This is a genomic window from Rhodococcus sp. 21391 (genome assembly GCF_016772255.1).
In the GTDB taxonomy this organism is placed as follows: Bacteria; Actinomycetota; Actinomycetes; order Mycobacteriales; family Mycobacteriaceae; genus Rhodococcus_F; species Rhodococcus_F opacus.
Genome location: NZ_CP063781.1, coordinates 3,288,122 through 3,314,067, shown reverse-complemented (window position 1 = coordinate 3,314,067; position 25,946 = coordinate 3,288,122). Strand labels below are relative to the sequence as shown.

Annotated in this window: 27 protein-coding genes; 22 read left to right on the top strand and 5 right to left on the bottom strand. The window is 68.6% G+C overall.

The genetic code is table 11. The features are described from left to right. Window positions 1–5 precede the first annotated feature (5 nt). The 7 genes from GO592_RS15440 (at window position 6) to GO592_RS15410 (ending at window position 6,405) form a co-directional block, all read left to right on the top strand. Window positions 6–581 (top strand): HIT family protein, encoded by a 576-nt coding sequence (locus GO592_RS15440; RefSeq protein WP_005240964.1) that lies wholly within the window; start codon window positions 6–8, stop codon window positions 579–581. Between the two features lie 79 nt (window positions 582–660). Next, on the top strand, window positions 661–1,326 hold the full coding sequence (gene pgsA, locus GO592_RS15435) for a phosphatidylinositol phosphate synthase (RefSeq protein ID WP_005565703.1): 666 nt from the start codon (window positions 661–663) through the stop codon (window positions 1,324–1,326). After that, window positions 1,323–2,228, top strand: coding sequence for a phosphatidylinositol mannoside acyltransferase (locus GO592_RS15430; RefSeq protein ID WP_007296299.1), 906 nt, complete (start codon window positions 1,323–1,325; stop codon window positions 2,226–2,228). The genes pgsA and GO592_RS15430 overlap by 4 nt, the downstream gene beginning before the upstream one ends. Further along, the gene (locus GO592_RS15425) at window positions 2,225–3,352 is read left to right on the top strand and encodes a glycosyltransferase family 4 protein (RefSeq protein WP_007296298.1); all 1,128 of its coding nucleotides are present in this window, start codon (window positions 2,225–2,227) and stop codon (window positions 3,350–3,352) included. The genes GO592_RS15430 and GO592_RS15425 overlap by 4 nt, the downstream gene beginning before the upstream one ends. Next, window positions 3,349–4,371, top strand: a complete 1,023-nt coding sequence (locus GO592_RS15420) for an NUDIX hydrolase (RefSeq protein WP_005265459.1) — start codon at window positions 3,349–3,351, stop codon at window positions 4,369–4,371. Before GO592_RS15425 ends, GO592_RS15420 begins: the two co-directional genes overlap by 4 nt. Window positions 4,372–4,521: 150 nt before the next feature. After that, window positions 4,522–5,424, top strand: a complete 903-nt coding sequence (gene pdxS / locus GO592_RS15415; protein ID WP_005565691.1) for a pyridoxal 5'-phosphate synthase lyase subunit PdxS — start codon at window positions 4,522–4,524, stop codon at window positions 5,422–5,424. Window positions 5,425–5,583: 159 nt separating this feature from the next. After that, on the top strand, window positions 5,584–6,405 hold the full coding sequence (locus tag GO592_RS15410; protein ID WP_007298683.1) for an acyl-CoA thioesterase: 822 nt from the start codon (window positions 5,584–5,586) through the stop codon (window positions 6,403–6,405). 6 nt (window positions 6,406–6,411) lie between these two features. On the opposite strand, the gene GO592_RS15405 is transcribed toward GO592_RS15410, so the two are convergent. Next, window positions 6,412–7,035 carry a hypothetical protein gene (locus GO592_RS15405; RefSeq protein ID WP_039951924.1) on the bottom strand — a complete coding sequence of 208 codons (624 nt, stop codon included), beginning with the start codon at window positions 7,033–7,035 and terminating at the stop codon, window positions 6,412–6,414. A gap of 56 nt (window positions 7,036–7,091) precedes the next feature. Here GO592_RS15405 and tesB point away from each other — a divergent pair, with 56 nt between their 5' ends. Next, on the top strand, window positions 7,092–7,946 hold the full coding sequence (tesB, locus tag GO592_RS15400; RefSeq protein WP_005260880.1) for an acyl-CoA thioesterase II: 855 nt from the start codon (window positions 7,092–7,094) through the stop codon (window positions 7,944–7,946). Then, complete coding sequence (gene pdxT / locus GO592_RS15395) at window positions 7,943–8,551, top strand: pyridoxal 5'-phosphate synthase glutaminase subunit PdxT (protein ID WP_005240983.1); 609 nt, start codon at window positions 7,943–7,945, stop codon at window positions 8,549–8,551. The genes tesB and pdxT overlap by 4 nt, the downstream gene beginning before the upstream one ends. Here pdxT and GO592_RS15390 read toward each other — a convergent pair. Further along, window positions 8,548–9,468, bottom strand: coding sequence for a hypothetical protein (locus GO592_RS15390; RefSeq protein ID WP_007298685.1), 921 nt, complete (start codon window positions 9,466–9,468; stop codon window positions 8,548–8,550). The two genes, pdxT and GO592_RS15390, sit on opposite strands and share 4 nt — an antisense overlap. Then, the gene (locus tag GO592_RS15385) at window positions 9,465–9,821 is read right to left on the bottom strand and encodes a GntR family transcriptional regulator (RefSeq protein WP_005240987.1); all 357 of its coding nucleotides are present in this window, start codon (window positions 9,819–9,821) and stop codon (window positions 9,465–9,467) included. Before GO592_RS15385 ends, GO592_RS15390 begins: the two co-directional genes overlap by 4 nt. Before the next feature lie 144 nt (window positions 9,822–9,965). Here GO592_RS15385 and GO592_RS15380 point away from each other — a divergent pair, with 144 nt between their 5' ends. The 10 genes from GO592_RS15380 to GO592_RS15335 all read left to right on the top strand — a co-directional run bounded on the left by GO592_RS15380 (window position 9,966) and on the right by GO592_RS15335 (window position 21,407). Continuing rightward, on the top strand, window positions 9,966–10,718 hold the full coding sequence (locus tag GO592_RS15380; protein WP_005260882.1) for a YebC/PmpR family DNA-binding transcriptional regulator: 753 nt from the start codon (window positions 9,966–9,968) through the stop codon (window positions 10,716–10,718). A 130-nt stretch (window positions 10,719–10,848) separates the two neighbouring features. Next, entirely contained in the window at window positions 10,849–11,418 is a 570-nt protein-coding gene (gene ruvC / locus GO592_RS15375; RefSeq protein WP_039951927.1) for a crossover junction endodeoxyribonuclease RuvC, read from the top strand. Further along, the gene (gene ruvA / locus GO592_RS15370; RefSeq protein ID WP_007298687.1) at window positions 11,415–12,017 is read left to right on the top strand and encodes a Holliday junction branch migration protein RuvA; all 603 of its coding nucleotides are present in this window, start codon (window positions 11,415–11,417) and stop codon (window positions 12,015–12,017) included. The genes ruvC and ruvA overlap by 4 nt, the downstream gene beginning before the upstream one ends. Next, complete coding sequence (ruvB, locus tag GO592_RS15365; protein WP_005260884.1) at window positions 12,014–13,111, top strand: Holliday junction branch migration DNA helicase RuvB; 1,098 nt, start codon at window positions 12,014–12,016, stop codon at window positions 13,109–13,111. Before ruvA ends, ruvB begins: the two co-directional genes overlap by 4 nt. A gap of 136 nt (window positions 13,112–13,247) precedes the next feature. After that, entirely contained in the window at window positions 13,248–13,625 is a 378-nt protein-coding gene (gene yajC, locus GO592_RS15360; protein ID WP_007298688.1) for a preprotein translocase subunit YajC, read from the top strand. Between the two features lie 144 nt (window positions 13,626–13,769). After that, entirely contained in the window at window positions 13,770–15,431 is a 1,662-nt protein-coding gene (gene secD, locus GO592_RS15355; protein ID WP_007298689.1) for a protein translocase subunit SecD, read from the top strand. Continuing rightward, complete coding sequence (secF, locus tag GO592_RS15350; protein WP_007298690.1) at window positions 15,428–16,660, top strand: protein translocase subunit SecF; 1,233 nt, start codon at window positions 15,428–15,430, stop codon at window positions 16,658–16,660. Before secD ends, secF begins: the two co-directional genes overlap by 4 nt. Window position 16,661: 1 nt before the next feature. Next, a complete protein-coding gene (locus GO592_RS15345) occupies window positions 16,662–18,398 on the top strand; it encodes an ABC transporter substrate-binding protein (RefSeq protein WP_007298691.1) in 1,737 nt (578 codons plus the stop codon). After that, window positions 18,395–18,928 carry an adenine phosphoribosyltransferase gene (locus GO592_RS15340; RefSeq protein ID WP_007298692.1) on the top strand — a complete coding sequence of 178 codons (534 nt, stop codon included), beginning with the start codon at window positions 18,395–18,397 and terminating at the stop codon, window positions 18,926–18,928. Before GO592_RS15345 ends, GO592_RS15340 begins: the two co-directional genes overlap by 4 nt. Window positions 18,929–19,031: 103 nt before the next feature. Beyond that, complete coding sequence (locus GO592_RS15335) at window positions 19,032–21,407, top strand: RelA/SpoT family protein (RefSeq protein ID WP_005241006.1); 2,376 nt, start codon at window positions 19,032–19,034, stop codon at window positions 21,405–21,407. 70 nt (window positions 21,408–21,477) lie between these two features. Here GO592_RS15335 and GO592_RS15330 read toward each other — a convergent pair whose 3' ends face one another. Both GO592_RS15330 and GO592_RS15325 read right to left on the bottom strand, forming a co-directional pair. Beyond that, window positions 21,478–22,272: a peptidylprolyl isomerase gene (locus GO592_RS15330; RefSeq protein WP_005566973.1), complete on the bottom strand. Its 795-nt coding sequence runs from the start codon at window positions 22,270–22,272 to the stop codon at window positions 21,478–21,480. Between the two features lie 21 nt (window positions 22,273–22,293). Then, entirely contained in the window at window positions 22,294–23,172 is an 879-nt protein-coding gene (locus tag GO592_RS15325) for a peptidylprolyl isomerase (RefSeq protein WP_007298693.1), read from the bottom strand. Window positions 23,173–23,353: 181 nt separating this feature from the next. Here GO592_RS15325 and GO592_RS15320 point away from each other — a divergent pair, with 181 nt between their 5' ends. The 3 genes from GO592_RS15320 to GO592_RS15310 are packed head-to-tail and all read left to right on the top strand — an operon-like array spanning window position 23,354 to window position 25,943. Further along, on the top strand, window positions 23,354–24,034 hold the full coding sequence (locus GO592_RS15320; protein WP_007298694.1) for an MBL fold metallo-hydrolase: 681 nt from the start codon (window positions 23,354–23,356) through the stop codon (window positions 24,032–24,034). A gap of 15 nt (window positions 24,035–24,049) precedes the next feature. Next, a complete protein-coding gene (gene hisS, locus GO592_RS15315) occupies window positions 24,050–25,321 on the top strand; it encodes a histidine--tRNA ligase (RefSeq protein ID WP_005260893.1) in 1,272 nt (423 codons plus the stop codon). After that, window positions 25,284–25,943: a hypothetical protein gene (locus GO592_RS15310; RefSeq protein ID WP_007298695.1), complete on the top strand. Its 660-nt coding sequence runs from the start codon at window positions 25,284–25,286 to the stop codon at window positions 25,941–25,943. The genes hisS and GO592_RS15310 overlap by 38 nt, the downstream gene beginning before the upstream one ends. The last annotated feature ends 3 nt before the right edge of the window (window positions 25,944–25,946 follow it).

Genomic DNA, 25,946 nt, shown 5'->3' with positions numbered 1-25,946 from the left:
CGCACATGACCGGAGGTGACGACGTGACGGCCGACGAGATGCTCGGCGGCCCCGGCCGCCTCGTCGACCGTGGCCCCGGCGAACCCGATCACCTTCAGCGGATCTGGTCGCCGCACCGCATGTCGTACATCGCCGAGGCGCCGAAGTCGCGGGACACCCCGAACGAGCCGTTCATCGACATCCCGAAGATGGACGACGAGGACGGGTTGATCGTCGCCCGGGGTGAGCACGTCTACGCCGTGCTCAACCTGTACCCGTACAACCCGGGGCACCTCATGGTCGTTCCCTATCGCAAGGTCGCGGCGCTCGAAGACCTGACGGAAGAGGAGAGCGCCGAGTTGATGTCGTTCACGCAGCAGGCTCTGCGCGTGATCAAGCGGGTGTCGCGACCGGACGGTTTCAACGTCGGCCTCAATCTCGGTGCGGCGGCGGGCGGTTCGCTTGCCGAGCACCTGCATCAGCACATCGTTCCGCGCTGGGGCGGGGACGCGAACTTCATCACGGTCCTCGCCGGGGTCAAGGTCATGCCGCAGTTGCTGCGCGAGACCCGGGGGCTGCTGGCGAAGGCCTGGAATGAATGACTCGATAGATGAATGACGCGCGAGTCGCTGACTCACGCGTTCGGGGTTCCTGGCAGGAAGTGAAGAACGGGGTGGAGAGGTGCTGAGCTTCTTCGGACGGGCATCCGTGTCCAAGGTGACGGCGCCATTGGGGAAGGCCCTGGTGAAGACCGGGCTCACTCCCGATTCCGTCACCGTCATCGGCACCGTGGCGACCGTGGCCGGCGCGGTCACGCTGTTTCCCAGCGGACATCTGTTCTGGGGAGCGATGTTCATCTGGCTGTTCGTCATGTTCGACATGCTCGACGGTGCCATGGCCCGCGCCCGCGGCGGTGGCACCCGGTACGGCGCCGTTCTCGACGCCACCTGCGACCGGGTGGCCGACGGTGCGATCTTCGCCGGTCTCGCCTGGTGGGCGGTGTATCACGAGAACAGCAAGCCGCTGCTGATCGCGACCCTGCTGTGCCTCGTCACCTCGCAGGTGATCTCGTACGCGAAGGCGCGCGCCGAGGCGAGTGGATTGTCCGCCGACGGCGGACTCATCGAACGACCCGATCGGCTGATCATCGTGCTGGTCGGCGCCGGCGTCACGGGGCTCGGAGTCCCGTGGGCCATTCATGTCGCGATGTGGTTGCTGTCGGTGGGCAGCATCATCACCGTGTTCCAGCGGGTATTGGCGGTCCGCCGGTCGCCGGGCGCGCGCGACGTGCTGCCCCTGCCGCCGACGGACACGACGCCGGCAGACGGACAGGCGAGCGAGCAGTGAGCGGCGTGTCGGAACGCATCAGTGACCTGGGGTACGCGATCGGCTGGCGGCTGGTTCGCGCGCTGCCGGAGAAGGTCGCGGTCGCCCTGTTCGACAGGGGAGCCGACTTCGCCGTCCGGAACGGCGGACCGGAGCAGCTGCGCCGCAATCTAGCCCGTGTGCTGGGTGTGCCAGCCGCGGAGGTGCCGGACACCCTGATGCAGGCCTCGATGCGGTCCTACGCGCGCTACTGGCGGGAAGCTTTCCGGCTGCCTTCGATGGACCTCGTGAAGACCGGCGCGGCCCTCGACGAGCTGATCGAAGGGCAGAAGCACCTCGATGCCGCGAAAGAAGCCGGCCGGGGCGCGATTCTGGCGCTGCCGCACAGCGGAAACTGGGACATGGCGGGTGTGTGGTGCGCCCAGCACTGGGGCGGTCTGTCCACGGTCGCCGAGCGGTTGAAGCCCGAGTCGCTGTACCAGCGGTTCGTCGACTACCGCGAAGGGCTCGGTTTCGAGATCTTTCCGCTCAGCGGGGGAGAGCACCCACCGTTCGTGGAACTGTCGGCCCGACTGCGGGACAACGGGATCGTGTGCCTCCTCGGTGAACGAGACCTGGCGAAGAAGGGTGTCCCCGTGACGTTCTTCGGGGAACCGACGCGGATGCCCGCCGGTCCCGCCAAGCTGGCGATCGACACCGGCGCGCCGCTGCTGCCGGTGCACTGCTGGTTCACGGACGGCGGGTGGGGTTTCCGCATCGACCCGCCGATCGACACCACCGCGGGGGTGGCCGCGGCGACCCAGACACTGGCGGACCGGTTCGAGGCCAACATCGCGGCACATCCGGAGGACTGGCACATGCTTCAGCCGCTGTGGCTCTCCGACCTGTCCCAGGCAAGGCTCTCCCGCATGGAGAACTCGTGAAGATCGGGATGGTCTGCCCGTACTCGTTCGACGTCCCGGGCGGAGTGCAGGCTCACGTCGTCGACCTCGCGGAGGTCCTGATCGAGCGCGGGCACAAGGTGAGCGTCCTGGCGCCGGCCTCCGACGACATCGACCTGCCCGACTTCGTCGTCTCCGCGGGCCGCGCCCTCGCCATTCCCTACAACGGCTCGGTGGCCCGGCTGAGTTTCGGCCCCGCCGCGAGCGCCCGCGTGCGGCGCTGGATCTCGGACAACAACTTCGACGTCCTGCACATCCACGAGCCCAACGCGCCGAGCCTGTCGATGCTCGCCATGCGCGTGGCCGAGGGGCCCATCGTGGCCACCTTCCACACGTCGACCACGAAGTCGTTGGTGCTGAGCACGTTTCAGGGTGTGCTCCAGCCCTACCTGGAGAAGATCAGCGGCCGCATCGCGGTGTCGGAACTCGCGCGACGCTGGCAGGTGGAATCACTCGGCTCCGATGCGGTCGAAATCCCCAACGGCGTCGACGTCTCGGCGTTCGCGAACGCCGAGCCGCTGCCCGGCTACCCGCGTCCCGGAAAGACCATCCTCTTCCTCGGACGCTACGACGAGCCCCGCAAGGGCATGGCGGTGCTACTCAAGGCGCTGCCCACCCTGGTGGAGAAGTATCCCGACCTCGAGGTGCTGGTGGTCGGCCGCGGCGACGAGGACAAGCTGCGCCGGGAGGCCGGCCCGGTCTTCGGGCACCTGCGTCTGCTCGGCCAGGTCGACGACGCCGAGAAGGCGTCGGCGCTGCGGAGCGCCGACGTGTACTGCGCACCCAACCTCGGCGGTGAGAGCTTCGGCATCGTGCTGGTCGAGGCGATGGCCGCGGGTGCCGCCGTCGTGGCGAGCGAACTGGACGCGTTCCGCCGCGTCCTGCGGGACGGGCAGGCGGGCGTCCTGGTGCCGGTCGGGGATGCGGCGGCGCTGGCCGCCGGGATCGACTCGGTGCTCGGTGACCCCGAGCGGAGCGCTGCGCTCACCGACTTCTCTCGGACGGTGGTCACCGAATACGACTGGCCGGTGGTGGCCGAACAGATCCTGCGCGTCTACGAGACGGTCACCGTCGGCCGCGACGGCGTCCGGGAGGTCGGCTCGTGACGTTCTCCGCCCTCACGATCCTGGTTCTCGCCCTGGTCGCAGCCGTCGTCCTGGCGATCGGCCTGTGGGCGTACGGGACGGCCAACCGCCTCGACCGACTGCACGTCCGCTCCGATCTGTCCTGGCAGGCCCTCGACGCGGCCCTCGCGCGCCGGGCGGTGGTCGTGCGGGCGGCCGCCGCGGCGATGGACCCACCCGAGGGCAGGTCGCTGGCCGCGCTGTCGGCCCGGGCGGAACGGTCGGACCGGGCAGACCGCGAGATCGCCGAGAACGCACTGTCCAGTGCGCTCTCCTCCCTCGACCCGGACACCCTGCGCCCCCAGCTGGTGGCGGAACTCGCCGATGCGGAGGCGCGGGTACTGATCGCCCGCCGATTCCACAACGACGCCGTCCGCGACACCCTCGCACTCCGCACCCGGCGACCCGTCCGATGGCTGCACCTCGGGGGCACGGCCCCGCTGCCGACCTACTTCGAGATCACCGAACGCTCGTCCGCCGCGGCGGTCACCGAGGGTCTGTCACTCGACTCCGTCCGGACCTCGGCCCGGGTGGTGCTGCTCGACGGCCAGGGCCGGGTCCTGCTGCTCCGGGGTCACGACCCCACCGTCCCCGACGTCTACTACTGGTTCACGATCGGCGGCGCCGTCGAGAAGGGGGAGAACCTGCGGGCGGCCGCTGTCCGGGAGATCGCCGAGGAGACCGGGCACACCGCGTCGCCCGAACAGCTGCGCGGACCCATGTGGCGTCGGGTGGCCATCTTCTCGTGGAACGGGCAGCTCATCCGCTCCGAGGAGCTGTTCTTCGCGCTGCGCACCGACGGGTTCGAGCCGCACCACGGGGGCTTCACCGAACTCGAGAACCGCACCATCACCGGTCACCGGTGGTGCACCGCGGACACGGTTCGTCAACTGGCGGCGGCAGGTGAAGCCGTGTACCCGCACGATCTCGCGGATCTCCTCGACGAAGCCGGCGCGGTCGCCTCGGCCGCGGACGAACCCGAGGTGCGCGCGATCACCTGAGCCGCCCGGGAGTCCGAAGAAAGCCAGCAATCGCGGACTGGCTACGGATGTGGACTGCCGCTCGTCCTAGAATCGGGTACTGCAGCGTGAACGTCGTCGTTCACGCGTGCCGCTATCGAATCAATCCACGCCACAACCCAGGAGTTCGCTGTGAGCACCCCCGACACCACCCCCACCACCGGTACGGCGCGCGTCAAGCGTGGCATGGCCGAGATGTTGAAGGGCGGGGTCATCATGGACGTCGTCACCCCCGATCAGGCGAAGATCGCCGAGGACGCCGGTGCGGTGGCGGTCATGGCGCTCGAGCGGGTGCCCGCGGACATCCGGGCGCAGGGTGGGGTGTCCCGGATGAGTGATCCGGACATGATCGACGGCATCATCTCCGCGGTGTCGATCCCGGTGATGGCCAAGGCCCGGATCGGGCACTTCGTTGAGGCGCAGATCCTGCAGTCCCTCGGGGTCGACTACGTCGACGAGTCCGAGGTGCTGACCCCGGCCGACTACGCCAACCACATCGACAAGTGGAAGTTCACCGTCCCGTTCGTGTGTGGTGCCACCAATCTGGGTGAGGCGTTGCGGCGGATCACCGAGGGTGCGGCGATGATCCGGTCCAAGGGTGAGGCCGGTACCGGTGACGTGTCGAACGCGACCACGCACATGCGGACGATCGGTGGGGAGATCCGCCGGTTGACCTCGCTGAGTGAGGACGAGCTGTATGTGGCGGCGAAGGAGCTGCAGGCGCCGTACGACCTGGTCGTCGAGGTGGCCAAGGCCGGGAAGTTGCCGGTGACGATGTTCACCGCCGGTGGCATCGCCACTCCGGCGGATGCGGCGATGATGATGCAGCTCGGTGCGGAGGGTGTGTTCGTCGGGTCGGGCATCTTCAAATCCGGTAATCCGGCGGAGCGGGCCGCGGCGATCGTGAAGGCGACCACGTTCTTCGACGACCCGGACGTGCTGGCGAAGGTCTCCCGCGGGCTGGGTGAGGCGATGGTCGGCATCAACGTCGACGACATCCCGGTCCCGCACCGGCTCGCCGAACGCGGCTGGTGATCCCCACGATCGACCTGTGATCGATCGCGGCGCTCCCGGCGCCGCACTGCTTCCGTTCGCACCGCACGAGGCCCTCACAGGGGCCTCGTGCGGTGCGGTGCGCCGGTGCCCGGGACCCGTGTGAGAGTGTCAGCGGACGAGCATCGGAAGGGGCCGTGGATGGCGACGATCGAAGAGATCCTGGAAGTGGAACGCCTCGAGGAGAACATCTTCCGAGGCATAGCGAGCGATACCATGCTTCCCCGGACGTTCGGCGGGCAGGTGGCCGGTCAGGCGCTGGTGGCGGCGGTCCGCACCGTCGACCCCCGCTTCATGGTGCATTCGCTGCACGGATACTTCCTCCGCCCCGGAAACCCCACGATGCCGATCGTGTACCTCGTGGACCGCATCCGGGACGGTCGGTCGTTCGTCACCCGGCGGGTCAGCGCCGTCCAGGACGGTCAGGCGATCTTCACGATGTCGGCGTCGTTCCAGGTCGAGGACGAGGGCATCGAGCACCAGGACGAGATGCCCGTGGTGCCGCCGCCCGATACCCTGCCGTTCGCCAGTGACTCCGACGACCCGGAAATCGCCTGGCTCGCCCAGGAGTGGTCCGACTGGGACATCCGGATGGTCGGCCACGGGGAGGTCGACCGCCGGCGCGGTGCGGCCGCTCAGCAGCAGGCGTGGTTCCGGTCCCGCAAGACGCTGCCCGACGACCCCGTCTTCCACGTCTGCGCACTGGCCTACATGAGCGACATGACGCTGATCGGTTCCGCCATGACCCCGCACCCCGGTGTCGAGATCAACGGTGCCTCACTCGATCACGCGCTGTGGTTCCTGCGACCGTTCCGGGCCGACGAGTGGCTGCTGTACGACCAGACGTCACCGTCCGCCGGTTTCGGTCGGGCGCTCGCGCAGGGCCGGATCTTCGACCGGAAGGGCAACCTGGTCGCTGCCGTCGTGCAGGAAGGGCTGACCCGGTTCCTGCGCACGACGTGAGCGGACTCAGCTGCCCGCCCGGACCGCGGGCCTCGGCGGATGGTCGTACCGCACCAGCAGGTCGGGTTCGACCGTGACGTCGGCCGCACGGCGCAGCAGGGCGGGCACGGTCCATCGTTGATCGGCCGGGGTGCGGCGCATCAGGGCTCCCTCGCCCAGATGGAGTTGCACCGTGACGTCGAAGTCGAGGTCCCGGCCGAGCAGCATCGGGCCGGCGACGAGAAGCACCTGACCGTCGGCCGCGGGAACGCGGGCGCAGCGGGCGGAGCGATCCTCGTTCTCGTCCCACAGGCGCGGCAACCACCGGCGGTCGGTGCGGACCGACCGCACCACCTCGCGGTTCAGGGCGTCGTAGTCGAACCAGAGGGTGCGGTAGCTGAGTTCGTCGTCGCGTCCGTGCTCGAACCGCAGGGAGGCGGGACGGACGTAGTCGTGGAGGGATACGACGTCACAGGGGCGGCCCTGCTCCCGCAGCGACGCGCACACCGCGTCCGCGAGGGGCAGGGGCTGCGCGCCGTCGGGCGCGTCGATCGCGACGACGGCGGTGCCGTGAACGGCGAGGCAGCGTTCGGTGACGAGGGCGACGAGACCGTCCGGGCTCGTCGGTGTGAACATCGTCATGGCACCCATCGTGCCTCGAGCCCGAACCGGGCGGATAACCTTGACCAGGCACAGAAGGAGGGCTCATGGCGAGCATCGAGGACGTTCTCGAACTCGAAGCGCTGGAGAAGGACATCTTCCGCGGCGCGGTTCATCCGTCTGTTCTGAAGAGGACGTTCGGCGGGCAGGTCGCGGGTCAGTCGCTGGTGTCCGCGGTCCGTACCGTCGACGAGGCGTTCAAGGTCCACTCCCTGCACGGGTACTTTCTGCGCCCCGGAAATCCCGCGAAACCCACCGTGTACCTGGTCGACCGGATCCGGGACGGCAGATCCTTTTGTACGCGGCGCGTCACCGGAATCCAGGACGGCAAGGCGATCTTCACCATGTCGGCGTCGTTCCACAGCGAGGACGAGGGCATCGAGCATCAGGACACGATGCCGTCCGTCCCCGCCCCCGAAGAGCTCGTCGACGCACAGACCCTCGAGGAGTTCGCCGCCACCGATCTCTACCGGGAGTGGAAGGAATGGGACGTCCGCATCGTTCCGGCCGACTCCACCGGGAAGACGCCCGGAATCGCCGCGCAGCAACGGGTGTGGATGCGGTACCGCAGCAAGCTGCCGGACGATCAGGTCTTCCACATCTGCACCCTCGCCTACCTCAGTGACATGACGCTCCTCGGCGCGTCGAAGGTCCCGCACCCGGGAGTGGTCACGCAGACGGCGTCGCTCGATCACGCCATGTGGTTCCTGCGCCCGTTCCGCGCCGACGAGTGGCTGCTCTACGACCAGACCTCACCCTCCGCCGGCTTCGGCCGCGCCCTCACCCAGGGCCGCATGTTCGACCGGAACGGCACCATGGTCGCCGCCGTAGTCCAGGAGGGGTTGACCCGCATCCAGCGCGATCAGGACAAGCGCGACATCGAGACAGGAAACATGGCATGACCCGTCCCCTCGTCGGAGTACTCGCCCTGCAGGGCGACGTCCGTGAACACCTTGCTGCACTGAACGATTCGGGTGCCGACGCCGTCGGCATCCGGCGCCCGGAGGAGCTCGAGAAGATCGACGGGCTCGTCATTCCGGGCGGCGAGTCGACGACGATGAGCAAGCTGCTGCAGATCTTCGAACTGCTCGAACCGCTGAAGGCGCGCCTGCACGACGGGTTGCCTGCCTACGGGTCCTGCGCCGGGATGATCCTCCTCGCGAGCGAGATCCTCGACACGAGGCCCGACGCGCAGCACCTCGGTGCGATCGACATGACGGTGCGCCGCAACGCCTTCGGTCGTCAGGTCGACTCCTTCGAGTCCGACCTCGAATTCGAGGGCATCGTCGGCGACCCGATGCGGGCCGTGTTCATCCGGGCACCGTGGGTGGAGCGCGTCGGCGACGACGTGCAGGTCCTCGCCCGCGTGCCCGAGTCGGGTGGCGCGGCCGCCGGACGGATCGTGGCCGTCCGGCAGGGTTCCGTGGTGGCCACGTCGTTCCACCCGGAAGTGACGGGCGACCGGCGGGTGCACGAGTTGTTCGTCGACATCGTCCGCGGGGTCTAACTCGCCGGACGGGGCGCGACGAGTGTGTTGAGGAGCGCCGCACCCTGCGCGGCGCCGTCCACGGTGACCGCGAACGGGCGGCCGCCGGTGCGGGTCACCACGATGCCCTCGCCGGCGCGGATCACGACCGCGGTCCCTCGCGGCGTGAAGCGGTAGCCCCAGCCGCCCCATTCCGCGGGGCGGATCTCGGTGACCCGGGCCTCGTCGATCGAGTCGAGCGGGATCTTCCGCCAGCGGACGTTCCACGACGAGAGGGTCAGTCCCGTGCGGTCGATCTGCACGGTCACCGAGGCGAAGCCGCCGCCGGCGATCGTCAGGACGAGGAACAGGACGGCGAGCCAGAGCGCTCCCACCAGCGCGGAGACGACGGCGGCCACGGCCATGGCGAGAGCGAGCACGCCCGCCCACCGTCCGCGGGCATATCCGGTCCAGGCTGCCCGCTCGCCGGGCGCCAGGGGGACGGGCAGCGTCGGCGCTGCACCGTTCTCTGCGGAGTGCGACGTCCGGGGGAGCAGGGCGAACGTGGCGATCGCCCACACGATTCCCAAGAGGGGAACGATGATCCACCAGCCCAGCGTCGCCGCTTCGGGCGAGCCCGCCTCGATCGTGGCGGCGACGCTGACGATCCAGGCCGTGGCCACCGTCCACCCGATGAGAACGGTGGCGGGAAGCCAGAGCGCGGCGTCGGTGCGGGCCCGCGCCGCCACGGCGCCGGCGATCGCGGTGGCGGCCGCGCAGACGGCGGCAGCGATCCAGAAGTAGGTGGTCGTGTCGCTGAATCGGTCGGGTTCGGTGCCGGACCAGTGGCTGGCCACCACCGGCGGCAGTTGCCCGCTCCAGGCGAGTCTCGCGATCACGAGCGCGAGGAGGGGCACCGCCGAGGTTGCGGCGAGGAGGCGCGTTCGGGAGGTCGTCATTGTCTGGTGGTCTCCTTGATCACGTCGAGCATCTGTTCGGTGTCGAGTCCGAGGCGTCGTGCCTCGGACACGAAAGTGCGTGCGGCTTCGGTCAATCCGGTGTGTACCGGGTCCGTGTCGGCGCGGACGACCGCGCCCCGGCCCCGGCGGAGGTCGATCAGGCCCTCGTCGCGCAGCGCGGCGTACGCGCGCAGCACGGTGTGGAGGTTGACGTCGATGGACTCGGCCAGCGCCCGGGCGGAGGGGAGCCGATCGCCCGCGCCGATCTCGCCGCGCAGGAACGCGCCGCGCACATTGGCGGCGATCTGTTCACCCAGTGGGGTGGTGGAGCTGTGATCGACCCGCATCAACATGTTTGCATTCTATGCAAACAATGCCGACTTATGCGAGTTGTTACCCCGGGAACGCGCAGGGGTGGCCGGGCTGCGGGTAACATCGTCAAAGCTGAAACCGCGCATTCGGCGTGCCAAAGGCAGCAGGAAAGGGGCTTGAATCGCATGAGCGGCCACTCCAAATGGGCCACCACCAAGCACAAGAAGGCTGTGATCGATGCCAAGCGTGGCAAAGCCTTCGCGAAGCTGATCAAGAACATCGAGGTGGCGGCCCGTACCGGCGGTGGCGATCCTGCGGGAAACCCCACCCTGTACGACGCCATCCAGAAGGCCAAGAAGACGTCGGTCCCCAACGACAACATCGAGCGCGCCCGCAAGCGCGGTGCCGGTGAAGAAGCGGGCGGCGCCGACTGGCAGACCATCATGTACGAGGGCTACGGACCCAACGGTGTCGCCGTCCTCATCGAGTGCCTGACCGACAATCGCAACCGTGCGGCCGGCGAGGTACGTACCGCGATGACCCGCAACGGCGGCAACATGGCCGACCCCGGTTCCGTGTCCTACCTGTTCACGCGCAAGGGCGTCGTCACTCTGGAGAAGGGTGACCAGACCGAGGACGACGTGCTGATGGCGGTCCTCGATGCGGGTGCCGAAGAGGTCACCGACCTCGGCGACACGTTCGAGATCGTGAGCGAGCCCACCGACCTCGTCGCCGTCCGGAGCGCACTGCAGGAGGCGGGAATCGACTACGACTCCGCCGAGGCAGACTTCCGCGCGTCCGTCGAGGTCCCGGTCGACGCGGACGGAGCCCGCAAGGTGTTCAAGCTCGTCGACGCGCTCGAGGAGTCCGACGACGTTCAGAACGTCTACACCAACGTCGACCTGTCCGACGAGGTGCTCGCGGAACTCGACGACTGATCGCACGACGCACGGGGCGGGGGAGCGGTGCTCGCCCGCCCCTCCCCGTCCTGCGTGTTGATGCGCCGACTCGTCCGACCCCACGGCTAAGCTATCGAACAGCTGTTCGGCGTGGGAGAGGTGGCTTTGCGTGCGTGTGCTGGGTGTGGATCCCGGTCTGACCCGGTGCGGATTCGGAGTGGTGGACGGCGGGAGCGGCCGCACCGTCACCCCGATCGCCGTCGACGTGGTCCGGACCCCGGCCGACCTCGAGTTGGCGTCCAGGCTGCTGCGCATCTCCGAAGCGGCCGAATCGTGGATCGATCTGCACCGGCCCGAGGTCGTGGCGATCGAGCGGGTGTTCTCCCAGCACAACGTGCGCACCGCGATGGGCACCGCGCAGGCGGGTGGAGTCGTCGCCCTCGCCGCCGCGCGCCGCGGCATCCCCGTGTGTTTCCATACCCCCAGTGAGGTCAAGGCCGCCGTCACCGGGAGCGGCTCGGCAGACAAAGCTCAGGTGACGGCGATGGTGACGCGCATCCTCAAACTGACGGCCGCACCCAAACCGGCCGACGCGGCGGACGCGCTGGCACTGGCGATCTGCCATTGCTGGCGGGCTCCGATGATCGAACGCATGGCCCGCGCCGAAGCCGCCGCCGCCGAACAGAAACGTCGCTACCAGGCCCGACTGGCCGAAGTGAAGAAGGCAGGTACACGATGATCGCGTCCGTCCGCGGAGAGGTGCTCGAGATCGCCCTCGACCATGCGGTGATCGAATCCGCCGGAGTGGGATACCGCGTGAACGCGACGCCGGCCACCCTCGGCGGACTGCAGCGAGGAACCGAGGCCAGGCTGGTCACGGCGATGATCGTCCGCGAGGACTCGATGACGCTGTACGGGTTCCCCGACTCGGAGTCCAAGGAGTTGTTCGGGCTGCTCCAGACCGTGTCCGGAGTCGGCCCGCGCCTGGCGATGGCGACCCTCGCCGTCCTCGAACCCGACGCGTTGCGGGCAGCGCTGGCCGAGGGCAACGTCACGGCGCTCACGCGGGTGCCGGGCATCGGCAAGCGCGGGGCGGAGCGGATGGTCGTCGAACTGCGCGACAAGGTCGACGCCGTCGCGTCCACGGCCGGGGCGGCGCCGGTCGGTGTGGGCGGCGGCGGATCGGTCCGCGACCAGATCGTCGAAGCCCTCGTCGGGCTCGGATTCCCCGCCAAGCAGGCCGAACAGTCCACCGACGCCGTCCTCGCCGAGGCGCCCGAGTCGACCACCTCGACCGCACTGCGCTCCGCCCTCTCCCTGCTCGGGAAGACCAGATGAATCCCGAACCCGGCGGCGACTACGACGAGGAGTCCCCGGTCTCGGCCGATCTCGTCGCCGGCGACGGAGACATCGAGGCCAGCCTGCGGCCGAAGAACCTCCACGACTTCATCGGGCAACCGCGGGTCCGGGAGCAGTTGCAACTCGTCCTGACCGGCGCCAAGATGCGCGGCGGCACCCCCGACCACATCCTCCTCTCGGGCCCGCCCGGGCTGGGGAAGACCAGCATGGCGATGATCATCGCCGCCGAACTCGGCTCCTCGCTGAGGCTGACGTCGGGTCCGGCGCTGGAACGGGCGGGCGACCTGGCCGCCATGCTGAGCAATCTCGTCGAGGGCGACGTGCTGTTCATCGACGAGATCCACCGCATCGCCCGGCCTGCCGAAGAGATGCTCTACCTCGCGATGGAGGACTTCCGGGTCGACGTCGTGGTCGGCAAGGGGCCCGGCGCCACGTCCATTCCCCTCGAGGTCGCGCCGTTCACCCTGGTCGGGGCCACCACCCGCTCCGGGGCACTCACCGGACCGCTGCGCGACCGGTTCGGCTTCACCGCCCACATGGACTTCTACGAACCCGCGGAGCTGCAGCAGATCCTCATGCGGTCGGCGGGCATTCTCGGGGTGCAACTCGGCGAGGAGGCCGGCGCCGAGATCGCGAGCCGGTCCCGGGGCACTCCCCGCATCGCGAACCGCCTCCTCCGCCGTGTCCGCGACTACGCCGAGGTCCGGGCGGACGGCGTCGTCACCCGCGAGATCGCCCATGCGGCTCTCGCCGTCTACGACGTCGACCAGCTGGGACTCGACCGCCTCGACCGGTCCGTTCTCAGTGCCCTCGTGCGCAGCTTCGGCGGCGGCCCGGTCGGGGTGTCCACCCTGGCCGTCGCGGTGGGTGAGGAGCCCGCCACCGTCGAGGAGGTGTGTGAGCCCTTCCTCGTCCGCGCCGGAATGATCGCCAGGACACCCCGCGGCCGTGTCGCCACGGCCGCCGCGTGGACGCAACTGGGCCTGACCCCGCCGCCTGACGCTGTGACCGGCGGAATCGAGGTCCGCGTCAACGAGCCGCAGGCCTCCCTGTTCGATCCGGAAGATCCCTGATCGACCCCCGGAGAAACGCCCGCGTCGTGCCGAGCGAACCGGTGTCCGGGCCGGTGATGGCACACTGGTGTATTGCATCGGTCCAACCGGGACCAGTGCTTCGGACCGTGCGACATACCTCGAGGTTGACTTACAGATGGATTTTCTCTTCCCGCTCCTGATTCTGGCGCTGCTCGTCCCCATGTTCCTGGGGATCCGCCGACAGAAGAAGGAGGCGGCCAAGGTGACCGCTCTGCAGGACTCGCTCTCGGTCGGCGACCGCGTCCTCACGACTGCCGGTCTGCACGGCACCGTCGTCGCAATTGGTGACGAGACGATCGACCTCGAGATCGCTCCCGGCGTGGTCACCACATGGTCGCGTCTCGTCGTCCGCGAGCAGATCGTCGACGCTCCGCTGCAGGGTGACGGTTCCATCGACCACGAATCGATCGACGCCGAGGCCCCCGCCACCGACATCGTGCGCGAGGATCGCGAGAACGGCGGCGACAGCACGCCGCGGCTGAACAAGGATTGATCGACGCTTCCGCGGCGTAATTGCGCAGCCGTCGCGTCGCAGGCGCCCCGCGCGCGGCAACCGGGGCACAGCCCTGCGTCTGCCGGCCTGGTGCGCTGTGAACGTTCCCACCCGAACTGCACGTACTGAGGAGACATAGAGATCGTGGCACCTTCCACAGGATCGGTGCATCCCGTCCGCTACCTCACCGTTTTCGCGGTGCTCGTGGCGGTTCTGTATGCCCTGGTGTTCTTCACCGGCGACAAGTCCGCGACACCCAAGCTGGGCATCGACCTGCAAGGTGGGACCCGAGTCACCCTCACCGCACGCACCCCGGACGGCAGCAAGCCGACGCCGGACAGCCTGCGGCAGGCCCAGGAGATCATCGAGACCCGTGTGAACGGACTCGGCGTGTCCGGCTCCGAGGTGGTCATCGACGGCGACAACCTCGTCATCACCGTCCCCGGCGACGACAGCGCACAGGCGCGTTCGCTCGGCCAGACGGCGCGGTTGTACGTCCGTCCCGTCCAGACGTCGCAGGCCGCGGCTCCTGCCGGCACACAGGCACCCGCCGCCGGTGAGACGCCCGCCCAGACTCCCGCCGGAACCGAGACTCCCGCGCCCCAGAACCGGCCGTTCCCGGCTCAGGATCCGTCCACCTCTCCCGAGCCGGCTCAGACGGCGGAACCGGCGCCCGCCGACGCGTCCGGTACCGAGGCGGCCGACGAGATCGCGGCAGCGCGGGCCACACGTCAGAGCACCGACCCGGCCGTGCAGCAGCAGGCCATGGCGACACTCGACTGCAGCGTGCCCGACCCGCTGCGCGGCAACGACGACCCGGCCCTGCCGCTCGTCGCGTGCTCCACCGACGGCCAGGCCGTGTACCTGCTCGAACCGGCGATCATCGACGGACAGGAGATCGCCGACGCGACGTCCGGCTACAACTCCCAGCAGTCGCGGCACGAGGTGAGCCTGACGTTCAAGTCCGAGGGCAGCAACACCTGGGCCACGTTCACGTCGCAGAACATCGGCAAGCAGGCCGCGTTCACGCTCGACTCCAAGGTGGTGAGCGCACCGGTCGTCCAGGGCGCGACACCCGCAGGCAGCTCGACGTCGATCACCGGCTCGTTCACCGCGGAAAGCGCGAAAGAACTCGCGAACACCCTGAAGTACGGCTCGCTGCCGCTGTCGTTCGCGGCGTCGGAGGCGGAGACCGTGTCCGCGACGCTGGGTCTCGCCTCGCTGGAGGCCGGTCTCATCGCCGGTCTGGTGGGTCTGGTCCTGGTGCTGCTCTACTGCCTGCTCTACTACCGCATGCTCGGGGTGCTGACGGCGCTGTCCCTGGTGCTGTCGGGTGTGATGGTCTACGCGATCATGGTGCTGCTCGGCCGGTACATCAATTTCACCCTCGACCTCGCGGGCATCGCCGGTCTGATCATCGGAATCGGTATGACCGCCGACTCGTTCGTGGTGTTCTTCGAGAGAATCAAGGACGAGATGCGGGAGGGACGCAGTTTCCGGTCCGCGGTTCCGCGCGGCTGGGCCCGTGCACGCCGGACCATCCTGTCCGGTAACGCGGTCAGCTTCATCGCCGCCGCGGTGCTGTATGTCCTCGCAATCGGCCAGGTGCGCGGCTTCGCGTTCACCCTCGGCCTGACCACCGTCCTCGATGTCGTCGTGGTGTTCCTGGTGACGTGGCCGCTGGTCCACCTGGCCTCGAAGTCGCCGTTCTGGTCGAAGCCCGGTGTCAACGGGCTGGGTGCCGTGCAGCAGATCGCCAAGGAACGCAAGGCTGCCGCAGCGTCGGCGAAGGAGTCACGAGTATGAGCGAATCGACCAAGTCCCAGTCTGCGTCGCAGACGGACCCCGAGTCTTCGCTGTCCGATTCGGGCGTCAACCAGTCGTCGATGCCCCAGCACAGCCTGCTGTCGCGGCTCTACACCGGAACCGGCGCCTTCGAGGTGGTCGGGCGTCGGCGCTTCTACTACATCCTGACCGGCACGATCGTGTTGATCTCGTTGCTGAGCATCCTCGTCCGCGGGTTCACCCTGGGTATCGATTTCGAGGGTGGATCGCGGATCCAGTTCCCCGCCGGCGGCGGGGTGGAGACCGCGCAGGTGGAGGAGGTCTACTCCGAGGCGCTGGGCATGGATCCCGTCTCGGTGCAGACGGTGGGCTCGGGTTCGAGCGCGACCGTGCAGATCCGCTCCGAGGCACTCGACGCGGCGCAGGTGGTGACGCTTCAGGACGCGTTGTACGACAAGTTCCAGCCGAAGGACAGTGACGGCAACGTCAGCAAGAACGTGATCAGCATCGCCGACGTCAGCGAGACGTGGGGCGGGCAGATCACCCAGAAGGCGCTGATCGCGCTGCTTGTGTTCCTGGTGATCGTGAGCGTGTACATCGCCGTCCGGTTCGAGCGCGACATGGCGATCGCCGCGATCGTCGCGCTGTTCTTCGACATCGCCGTGACCGCCGGTGTGTATTCGCTCGTCGGCTTCGAGGTGACCCCGGCGACCGTCATCGGTCTGCTGACGATTCTCGGTTTCTCGCTCTACGACTCGGTGGTGGTGTTCGACAAGGTCGAGGAGAACACGCGCGGGATTCTGCACCTGACCCGTCGCACCTACGCCGAGCAGGCGAACCTGGCGATCAATCAGACGCTGATGCGGTCCATCAACACCACCCTGATCAGCGTGTTGCCGGTGCTCGCGCTGATGGTGGTCGCGGTCTGGATGCTCGGTGTCGGAACGCTGAAGGACCTGGCGCTGGTGCAGCTCGTCGGCATCATCGTCGGCGCCTACTCGTCGATCTTCTTCGCGACACCCCTGCTGGTCACGCTGAAGGAGCGGTGGGGTCCGGTGGCCGCGCACACGCGCAAGGTCCTCGCTCGCCGAGCGACCCTGGCACAGGGCGGTGCCCAGAAGGCCGGTACCCCGGCCGCCGAGGTCGCAGCATCCGCGGCCGACGCCGCCGTCCCGCGCCGCCGGTCGGCGGCGACCGCACCCACTCCGGGCTCACGTCCCACCGGGAAGCGCAACAAGAAGAGGCACTGACATGCCCGCATCGCACAGCACCCGGCGCGGTGCGCACACCCGACGCGGCCGGATTACGGCCGTGTCGGGTGCCGGCCTCCTCGCGACCGTGGTCCTCGCCGGATCGCTCGTCGGATGTTCCGAGGAGGGCGAGCAGATCCCGTCGATCGGCTACGTCATCGACAACACCGTCACCACCTACAACGCCAACAGCGTCGCGGGTGCGGTGTCGGGGGCGCGTCAGGCGTTCGCGCGGGTGCTGCCCGGGTTCAACTACACGGGGCCGGAAGGCGGACCGGTGGCCGACACGGACATCGGCACCGCCAACGCGATGCCCGGGGACGCCCTCACCATCCAGTACAAGCTCAATCCCAACTCCGTCTACTCCGACGGCGTGCCGATGTCCTGCGACGATCTGGTGCTGACGTGGGCGGCGAACAGTGGCCGTTTCCCGATGTTCGATGCGGCGAGCACCGCCGGCTACTCGGACATCGACCGCGTCGACTGCCAGACGGGCGCGAAGGATGCCGTCGTCAGGTTCAAGGCGGGACGCAATTTCACCGACTGGAAGTCGCTGTTCGGCGCGACGTCGATGATGCCGGCGCACGTGGTCGCCAGCGCTGCCGGCGTGCCCGACATCGTTGCCGCCGTGCAGAATTCGGACGCGGACGCACTGACGCGCGTCGCGGACTTCTGGAACGACGGATGGACGATGGCACCCGGCGACCTCGACCTCGCCAAGTTCCCCGCGTCCGGCCCCTACAAGGTCGAATCGTTCTCCGAGGACGAGGGCCTCGTGCTGGTGGCCAACGACCGCTGGTGGGGGAACCGTCCCGCCACGTCCCGGATCGTGGTGTGGCCCAAGTCTTCCGACGTGAGCGCGCGGATCGGTGACGGCTCGGTCGAGGTGGTCGACGTCGCCGCCGGATCTGCGCCGGACCTGGATCTCGGCGGGTTCGACGTGACGGAGGTGCCGTCGCGCAGCGTCGAGCAGTTCGTCCTGTCCACCTCGGGCCTGTTCGAGAACGCAGTCGGACGGCGGGCGTTCGCGGCGTGCCTGCCCCGCGAGGAGCTGGCGTCGAAGTTCGGGATCGCCACGGAGTCGGACGAGGCCGGTGCCGCGGCCGGGGGCCCGGTCGACACCCGGGTCACCGCACCCGACAGTCTCGTTCACGAGTCGGTGGCCGGTGCCGTCGGCGGGCGGTACGAGACGCCGGACACCGCAGCGGCGGCGGACGCACTGGCCGATACCGGCAACACGTCGGCGACCGTCCGTGTCGGATATCTGGGACCGAACCCGCGCCGCGCCGAGATCGTGTCGGCCGTGGCAGCGGCGTGCGCCCCGGCCGGTATCACCGTGCAGGACGTCGCGTCGCCCGAGTTCACGCCGACGATGCTGCGCGACGGGCAGGTGGACGTGGTGCTCGCCGGCACGGCCGCCGCTCCCGGCGCCGCGGGCACAGCGGCGGCCACTACCGCGATGTACGCCCTCCGCAGCGGAATTCGATCGAACTTCGGGGACTACAGCAACGGCCGCGTCGATCAGATCGTCGATCAACTCGCGGTCGACAGCTCCACCGCCACCCAGCTGTCGTTGTCGACGGAGGCGGAGAACATCCTGTGGTCGGACGTGCCCACGGTGCCGCTGTTCGACCAGCCGCGGACCGTCGCGTTCGCAACAGGTTTGCAGGCAGGAGCAATCAATCCGACGCGTTCGGGCGCCGGCTGGAACATGGACAGGTGGGTCTTGCGCAGGTGATCGACCATAATTCGGCGCGTGACGCCGTCAACCGGCTCACCCGGTGGGCCGACGACTTTCCGCAACCCGGGGTGCGGTTCGCCGATCTGACGCCGGTCTTCTCCGACGCGGACGGTTTCCGCGTCGTCGTCGACGCGCTCGCCGCCTGCGCCCCGGAGGCGGACGTGATTGCCGCTGTCGACGCACGGGGGTTCCTCCTCGGCGGCGGCGTCGCCCGGGAACTGGGCTCCGGTGTGGTGGCCGTGCGGAAGTCGGGCAAACTGCCGCCGCCCGTGCTGTCGCAGTCGTACACCCTCGAATACGGAACGGCCACGCTGGAGATTCCGAGCGGATCGATCGGTCTGGACGGGCGCTCGGTGCTCGTCGTCGACGACGTCCTGGCCACCGGCGGAACCCTCGACGCCACGGCACGACTGGTGGAATCCGCAGGTGCCCGGGTGATCGGTGTCGCCGTGGTCCTGGAGATCGCCGCGCTGGGTGGCCGGGAGCGGCTCGGAAAGTACCCGCTCACGTCCCTCGTCACGGTCTGAGTACTAAAGTTGTGCCTGGTGGTCGTCACGGCCACCGGGGCGCATGCCCGAGACCAACCAGGGCCGCACGGCCCGAGCCATTTCAGTGGTAGGAGGTGACGGCATGACTTCGAATCTTGATCGGTCGCAGAACACGGGATCAACCTCGTCTGCGCAATCCGATGCCGAGTCACCTGCAGCGAACCCGGCTTCCGGTAACAACCGTGGAGCACAGGGATTCGCGGTTCCGGCGTCCGCATCGCGCCGGGTACGAGCGCGACTCGCCCGGCGCATCACGGGTCAGCGGAACACGACCATCCGGCCGGTTCTCGAACCGCTCGTCAGCCTGCATCGCGAGCTCTATCCGAAGGCGGACCTGGCGCTCCTGCAACGCGCCTACGACGTCGCGGAGGAGCGGCACGCCAGCCAGCGCCGCAAGTCGGGCGACCCGTACATCACGCATCCGCTCGCCGTAGCCAGCATCCTCGCCGAACTGGGGATGGACACGACCACGCTGGTCGCGGCCCTGCTCCACGACACCGTCGAAGACACCGGCTACTCCCTCGAGCAGTTGACCGACGAGTTCGGCGAAGAGGTCGCCCACCTCGTCGACGGCGTCACCAAACTCGACAAGGTGGTGCTCGGCAACGCCGCCGAGGGCGAGACCATCCGCAAGATGATCATCGCGATGGCCCGCGACCCCCGCGTGCTGGTGATCAAGGTGGCCGACCGGCTCCACAACATGCGGACCATGCGGTTCCTGCCGCCCGAGAAGCAGGCCCGCAAGGCCCGCGAAACGCTCGAGGTGATCGCCCCCCTGGCCCACCGGCTGGGCATGGCGACAGTGAAGTGGGAACTCGAGGACCTGTCCTTCGCGATCCTGCATCCCAAGAAGTACGACGAGATCGTGCGGCTCGTCGCAGACCGTGCGCCGTCCCGCGACACCTACCTCGCGAAGGTTCGCGCGGAGATCAACGCGACGCTGACGGCGTCGCGCATCAACGCCGTCGTCGAGGGCAGGCCCAAGCACTACTGGTCGATCTACCAGAAGATGATCGTCAAGGGCCGCGACTTCGACGACATCCACGACCTGGTCGGCGTGCGAATCCTGTGCGACGAGGTCCGCGACTGCTATGCGGCCGTCGGCGTCGTCCACTCGCTGTGGCAGCCGATGGCGGGCCGGTTCAAGGACTACATCGCGCAGCCGCGCTACGGCGTCTACCAGTCGCTGCACACCACCGTGGTCGGGCCGGAGGGCAAACCCCTCGAGGTGCAGATCCGCACCCACGACATGCACCGGACCGCCGAGTTCGGTATCGCCGCGCACTGGCGGTACAAGGAGACCAAGGGCAGGCACTCCGGTGACGTCGCCGAGGTCGACGACATGGCGTGGATGCGTCAGCTCCTCGACTGGCAGCGTGAGGCCGCCGACCCGGGGGAGTTCCTCGAGTCGCTCCGCTACGACCTCGCGGTCAAGGAGATCTTCGTCTTCACCCCCAAGGGCGACGTGGTGACCCTGCCCGCCGGGTCGACACCCGTCGACTTCGCGTACGCCGTGCACACGGAGGTCGGGCACCGGTGTATCGGCGCCCGGGTCAACGGCAGGCTGGTGGCGCTCGAACGCAAGCTCGAGAACGGCGAGGTTGTGGAGGTCTTCACGTCGAAGGCCGTCAACGCAGGCCCGAGCCGCGACTGGCAGACGTTCGTCGTCTCCCCGCGCGCCAAGACGAAGATCCGGCAATGGTTCGCCAAGGAACGTCGTGAAGAGGCGCTCGAGGCGGGCAAGGACGCCATCGCGAAGGAGGTGCGGCGGGTCGGGCTGCCGCTGCAGCGCCTGATGAACGCCGAATCGATGGCGTCCATCGCGCACGAACTGCACTACACCGACGTGTCGATGCTGTACACGGCCGTCGGTGAGAGCCACGTGTCGGCGCAGCACGTCGTCCAGCGTCTGGTGGCCCACCTGGGCGGTGTCGGCGACGTCGAGGAGGAGCTGGCCGAGCGGTCGACTCCGTCCACAATGCCGATGCGCCCTCGGAGCACCGGCGACGCGGGCGTGCTCGTTCCCGGCGCGGAGGGTACGGTCGCCAAGTTGGCCAAGTGCTGCACACCGGTTCCCGGCGACGAGATCATGGGTTTCGTGACCCGGGGCGGCGCGGTCAGTGTTCACCGCACCGACTGCACCAACGCGGGCTCTCTGCAGGAGCAGTCCGAGCGCATCATCGAGGTCAAGTGGGCGCCGTCGCCGTCGTCGGTATTCCTGGTGGCCATCCAGATCGAGGCGCTCGATCGGCACCGGCTGCTGTCGGACGTGACGAAGGCGCTCGCGGACGAGAAGGTCAACATCCTGTCCGCGTCCGTGACGACGTCCGGCGACCGGGTGGCGATCAGCAAGTTCACGTTCGAGATGGGCGACCCGAAGCACCTCGGGCACGTGCTGAACGTGGTCCGCAACGTCGAGGGCGTGTACGACGTGTACCGGGTGACGTCCGCCGCGTAGCAATGACGAACGGGACGGTCGTTCGATCTGATCGAACGACCGTCCCGTTCGTGTAGCCGGGGGGAGAGGGTCAGCCGACCTTCACGGTCTCGATCTGGACCGGGGTGTTGGGCTTGCCGCCGCCTGCGGACATGGATCCGTCGTCGCCGTCCGCCGCGATCTTTTCGACGGTCGCGAGGCCCTCCTCGGAGATCGTCCCGAACACGGTGTAGTTGGGCGGGAGCACCGAGTCGGCGTAGACGAGGAAGAACTGGCTGCCGTTGCTGCCGGGTGTTCCGCTGTTCGCCATCGCGACGGTGCCGCGCGGATAGACCACCGGATTCGCGAGTGCCGGATCGTTCGGCGCGAACGCCGTCTCCGGGTACTCGGTGGTGAATCCGTAGCCCGGTCCGCCGGTGCCCTTCCCGCTGGGATCGCCGCACTGCAGGACCTGCAGGCCGAGCTCCGTGGTCAGCCGGTGACAGGGCGTGTCGTCGAAGTAGCCCTGCTGGGCCAGGCTCGTGAAGCTGTTGACCGTGCACGGGGCTTCGGCGCGGTCGAGGACCAGGCCGATCGGTCCGGCGCTGGTCTGGAGGTCGACCGGGACGGTGCCTTCGGTGGAGACCCCGGAAGTGGGCGGCGGGGTGACGTCCTTGGCGGCGGGCTGCCCGGCCGGATACGTGCAGTCCACGGTGGCCGCGGCCGGCGCCGGGACCGGCGGCAGCGTGCCGAACTTGGACAGATCGAGCGACTGTTCCGCCGCGCTCGTGGGGGCCGCCTTCGACGAGGTGCCGGTCGACGTGCCGCCGGAGTCCGACGAATCCGAACAGCCGGCGAGGAGGACCGCGAGGCTCACGCCTGCGACGAGGATCGAGGTGCGTTTCATCGGTCCATCCTCACACGAGACTCAGTCCATCCGGACGGACGTGATGTCGATAGGCAGGTTCGGCTTGCCGCCGCCGGCCTGCATCGATCCGTCGTCACCGGCCGCCGCCACCTTCTCGATGGTCGCGAGACCGGTCTCGTCGACCTTCCCGAACGCGGTGTACTGCGGGGGCAGTTGCGAGTCGGCGTAGACGAGGAAGAACTGGCTGCCGTTGCTGTCGGGCTGACCGCTGTTGGCCATCGCGATGGTGCCGCGCGGGTACGTCACCGGCACCTGCAGGGACGGATCCGATGCCTCGTACTGGTCGGTGGGGAATTCGTTGGCGAAGCCGTAACCGGGACCGCCGGTGCCTGCGCCCGTGGGATCACCGCACTGCAGGACCTTCAGTCCCTCGGACGTGACGAGCCGGTGGCACGGGGTGTTGTCGAAGTAGTTCTGGCTCGCCAGGCTCAGAAAGTTGTTGACGGTGCACGGGGAGTCGGCGTTGTCCAGGATCAGGCCGATGTTGCCCTGCGTCGTCTGCATGCTGACGCTGACTTCCTGGAGGGTGGTGTCGATGTCGTCGGTGCGCGGCGGGTTCACCTGCTTCGCCGGCGGCTGAGTGCCGGGGGTGTACGTGCAGGACACCTTCTCGGGCAGCGGTTCGGACCGGCCCGCCGGCATCACACCGGGCGACTGCGGCGACGCCGACACCGACTCGGCCGCCGACGCTTCCGTCGCGTCGTCGTCGCTTCTGGTGAGGGCGAAGACGACGGCGCCCGCCGCCACCACGAGCACGACACCGAGCACCGAACCGGCGATGGTCAGCTGCTTACGCTTGCGTGCTCTGTCGGCGCGGCGTTCGAGCTGACGCTCGAGCTTTCGTTTGGCTGCTTCCCGGCGCTGCTCGTTGCTCGGCACTGCGGTGGTCCTCCCGTATCGGTCTGTCTGGCAGTCGGTCGATCGATATAGCAGTTGGTCGGTGCGAACTACCCCCGGCACACGACCTCCAGAGTCTGCCATCCGAACCTGAGAACATCCTGCCGGGGCGGCGGCTTAGGCTGTAGCGACTGCAATGTCCACTCGAACAGGAGCCTCACAGGTGCTCGTCACAGGATTCCCGGCCGGGATGTTTCAGACCAACTGCTACATCCTCGCGCAGGACGATGCCCAGGAATGCGTCGTCGTCGACCCAGGACAGGACGCCGCCGAACCGCTGTTCGAGTTCCTGGACCAGTCGAATCTCACGCCGACCGCGGTCCTCCTGACCCACGGTCACCTCGACCACGTCTGGAACGCCTACGACGTCTGCGAGAAGTTCGGGATCCCCGCGTACATCCATCCCGAGGACCGGTACATGCTGTCGGACCCCGGCCGCGGCATCGGACCGACGATGAAGCCGTTCATCGAGGGCATGACGTTCGTCGAGCCCGGCGAGGTGATCGCGCTTGCCGACGGCGACGTGATCGAGCAGGCCGGGATGTCGTTCGCTGTGGACCACACCCCGGGGCACACGCAGGGGTCCGTGGTCTTCCGGACCCGCTTGGCCACCGAGAACGGCCCCGTCGAGATCGCCCTCACCGGTGACACGCTGTTCCAGGGGTCGATCGGTCGTAGCGACCTGCCCGGCGGCAACCACGAACAGTTGTTGCAGTCCATCGCCGACAAGCTTCTGATCCTCGCCGACGACACCGCGGTCCTGCCCGGGCACGGCGGGTCGAGCACCGTCGGCGCCGAACGTGGGTCGAACCCCTTTCTCGTTGGACTCTCGGGATCGAAATAAGGAAAAGTAACGACAGTGAGCAAAGCCAGCACCTTCTCCGCCCCCAAGGGCGTCCCCGATTACGTCCCGCCGCAGTCGTCCGAGTTCGTCGCGGTCCGTGACGGACTCACGCGCGCTGCGCGACTGGCCGGATACGGCCACATCGAACTTCCCATCTTCGAGGACACCGGGTTGTTCGCCCGCGGCGTCGGCGAGTCCACCGACGTCGTCAGCAAGGAGATGTACACGTTCGCCGACCGCGGTGATCGTTCGGTGACCCTGCGGCCGGAGGGCACGGCGGGCGTCATGCGGGCCGTGATCGAACACGGCCTGGACCGCGGCCAGTTGCCGGTGAAACTGAGCTACGCCGGACCGTTCTTCCGTTACGAGCGCCCGCAGGCCGGTCGTTACCGCCAGTTGCAGCAGGTCGGGGTGGAGGCCATCGGTGTCGACGACCCCGCCCTCGACGCCGAGGTCATCGCCATCGCCGACGCCGGTTTCCGCGGCCTCGGCCTCGACGGGTTCCGGTTGGAGATCACCTCCCTCGGTGACGACACGTGCCGGCCGCAGTACCGGGAACGGTTGCAGGAGTTCCTGTTCGCGCTTCCCCTCGACGAGGAGACGCGTCGGCGGGCGGAGATCAACCCGCTGCGCGTGCTCGACGACAAGCGCAAGGAGGTGCGCGAGATGACGGCGGACGCACCGCTCATGCTCGATCACCTCTCGGACACGGCGAAGGCGCACTTCGACGAGGTGCTCGCACACCTCGACGCGCTGGGTGTGCCGTACGTGGTGAACCCGCGAATGGTCCGCGGCCTCGACTACTACACGAAGACGACGTTCGAATTCGTCCACGACGGTCTCGGCGCGCAGTCGGGTATCGGTGGCGGCGGACGGTACGACGGTCTGATGGCTCAGCTCGGCGGTCAGCCGCTGTCCGGCATCGGTTTCGGGCTCGGTGTCGACCGGACCGTCCTGGCGCTTGCTGCCGAGGGCAAGACCGCAGGCTCGACCGCCCGCTGTGAGGTCTTCGGCGTCCCGCTGGGCGAGGAAGCGAAGGCGAAGCTGGTGGTGATCGCACAGCAGTTGCGCGCCCAGGGGATTCGAGTCGATCTCGCGTACGGCAACCGCGGGGTGAAGGGCGCGATGAAGGCCGCCGACCGATCCGGCGCCGCGCTGGCACTCGTGCTCGGCGACCGCGACATCGCCGACGGGACGGTGGGAATCAAGAATCTCGCCACCGGAGATCAGGAATCGGTCTCCTCGGCGGATGTCGTCGCACGCGTCGGAGCCATCCTTGGCGCGTGATGACACCGCGCCGGTGTCACTCGACCTCGTTCCGATCGAGTTGATCGCGCCGCGACTCAAGCGGGTCGCGGCGATCGCCGTGCTGATCGGTGTGGTGGTCGGCGTCATCGTCGGGTTCTTCGGGCCCGTGTGGGTCGGTGTGACGGTCGGGGCCGTGATTGCGGTCCCGACCGCCGCCTCCGCGCTCCTCACGTTGCGGCGTCGAGTCACACTGCAGACCGGGCGAATCCGGTCGACCGGGGGACTGCGCAGCCGGCACGTCGACGTCACGAGGGCGGTCGCGGCGGAACTGGTGGTCCGTTCGGCTCGGGTCAGCGAGGTGAGCGTGCGGATCACGGACCCCGACGGGAGCCTCGCGATACCGCTCGCCCTCTACACGACCGACGGCGGCCGTGAACTCGAGATCCTCGGGCTCCGCAGGCTGGCCGACGCCCTGACGACGAGCGAACTGGTGCCGGCCGCCGCGATCGCGTCGGTGCTCATCGAGCAGCTCCGTGCGGAGGCGCGCGGCGCGGGCCTTCCCGAACGCCCCCTGTTCCGGGCCGTGGAACTGGTGCGTTCGGAAGGCCGCGTGCCCACCACCACGCTCACCGATCACGAGGTGGCAGCGCTCCTCGACTGAGCG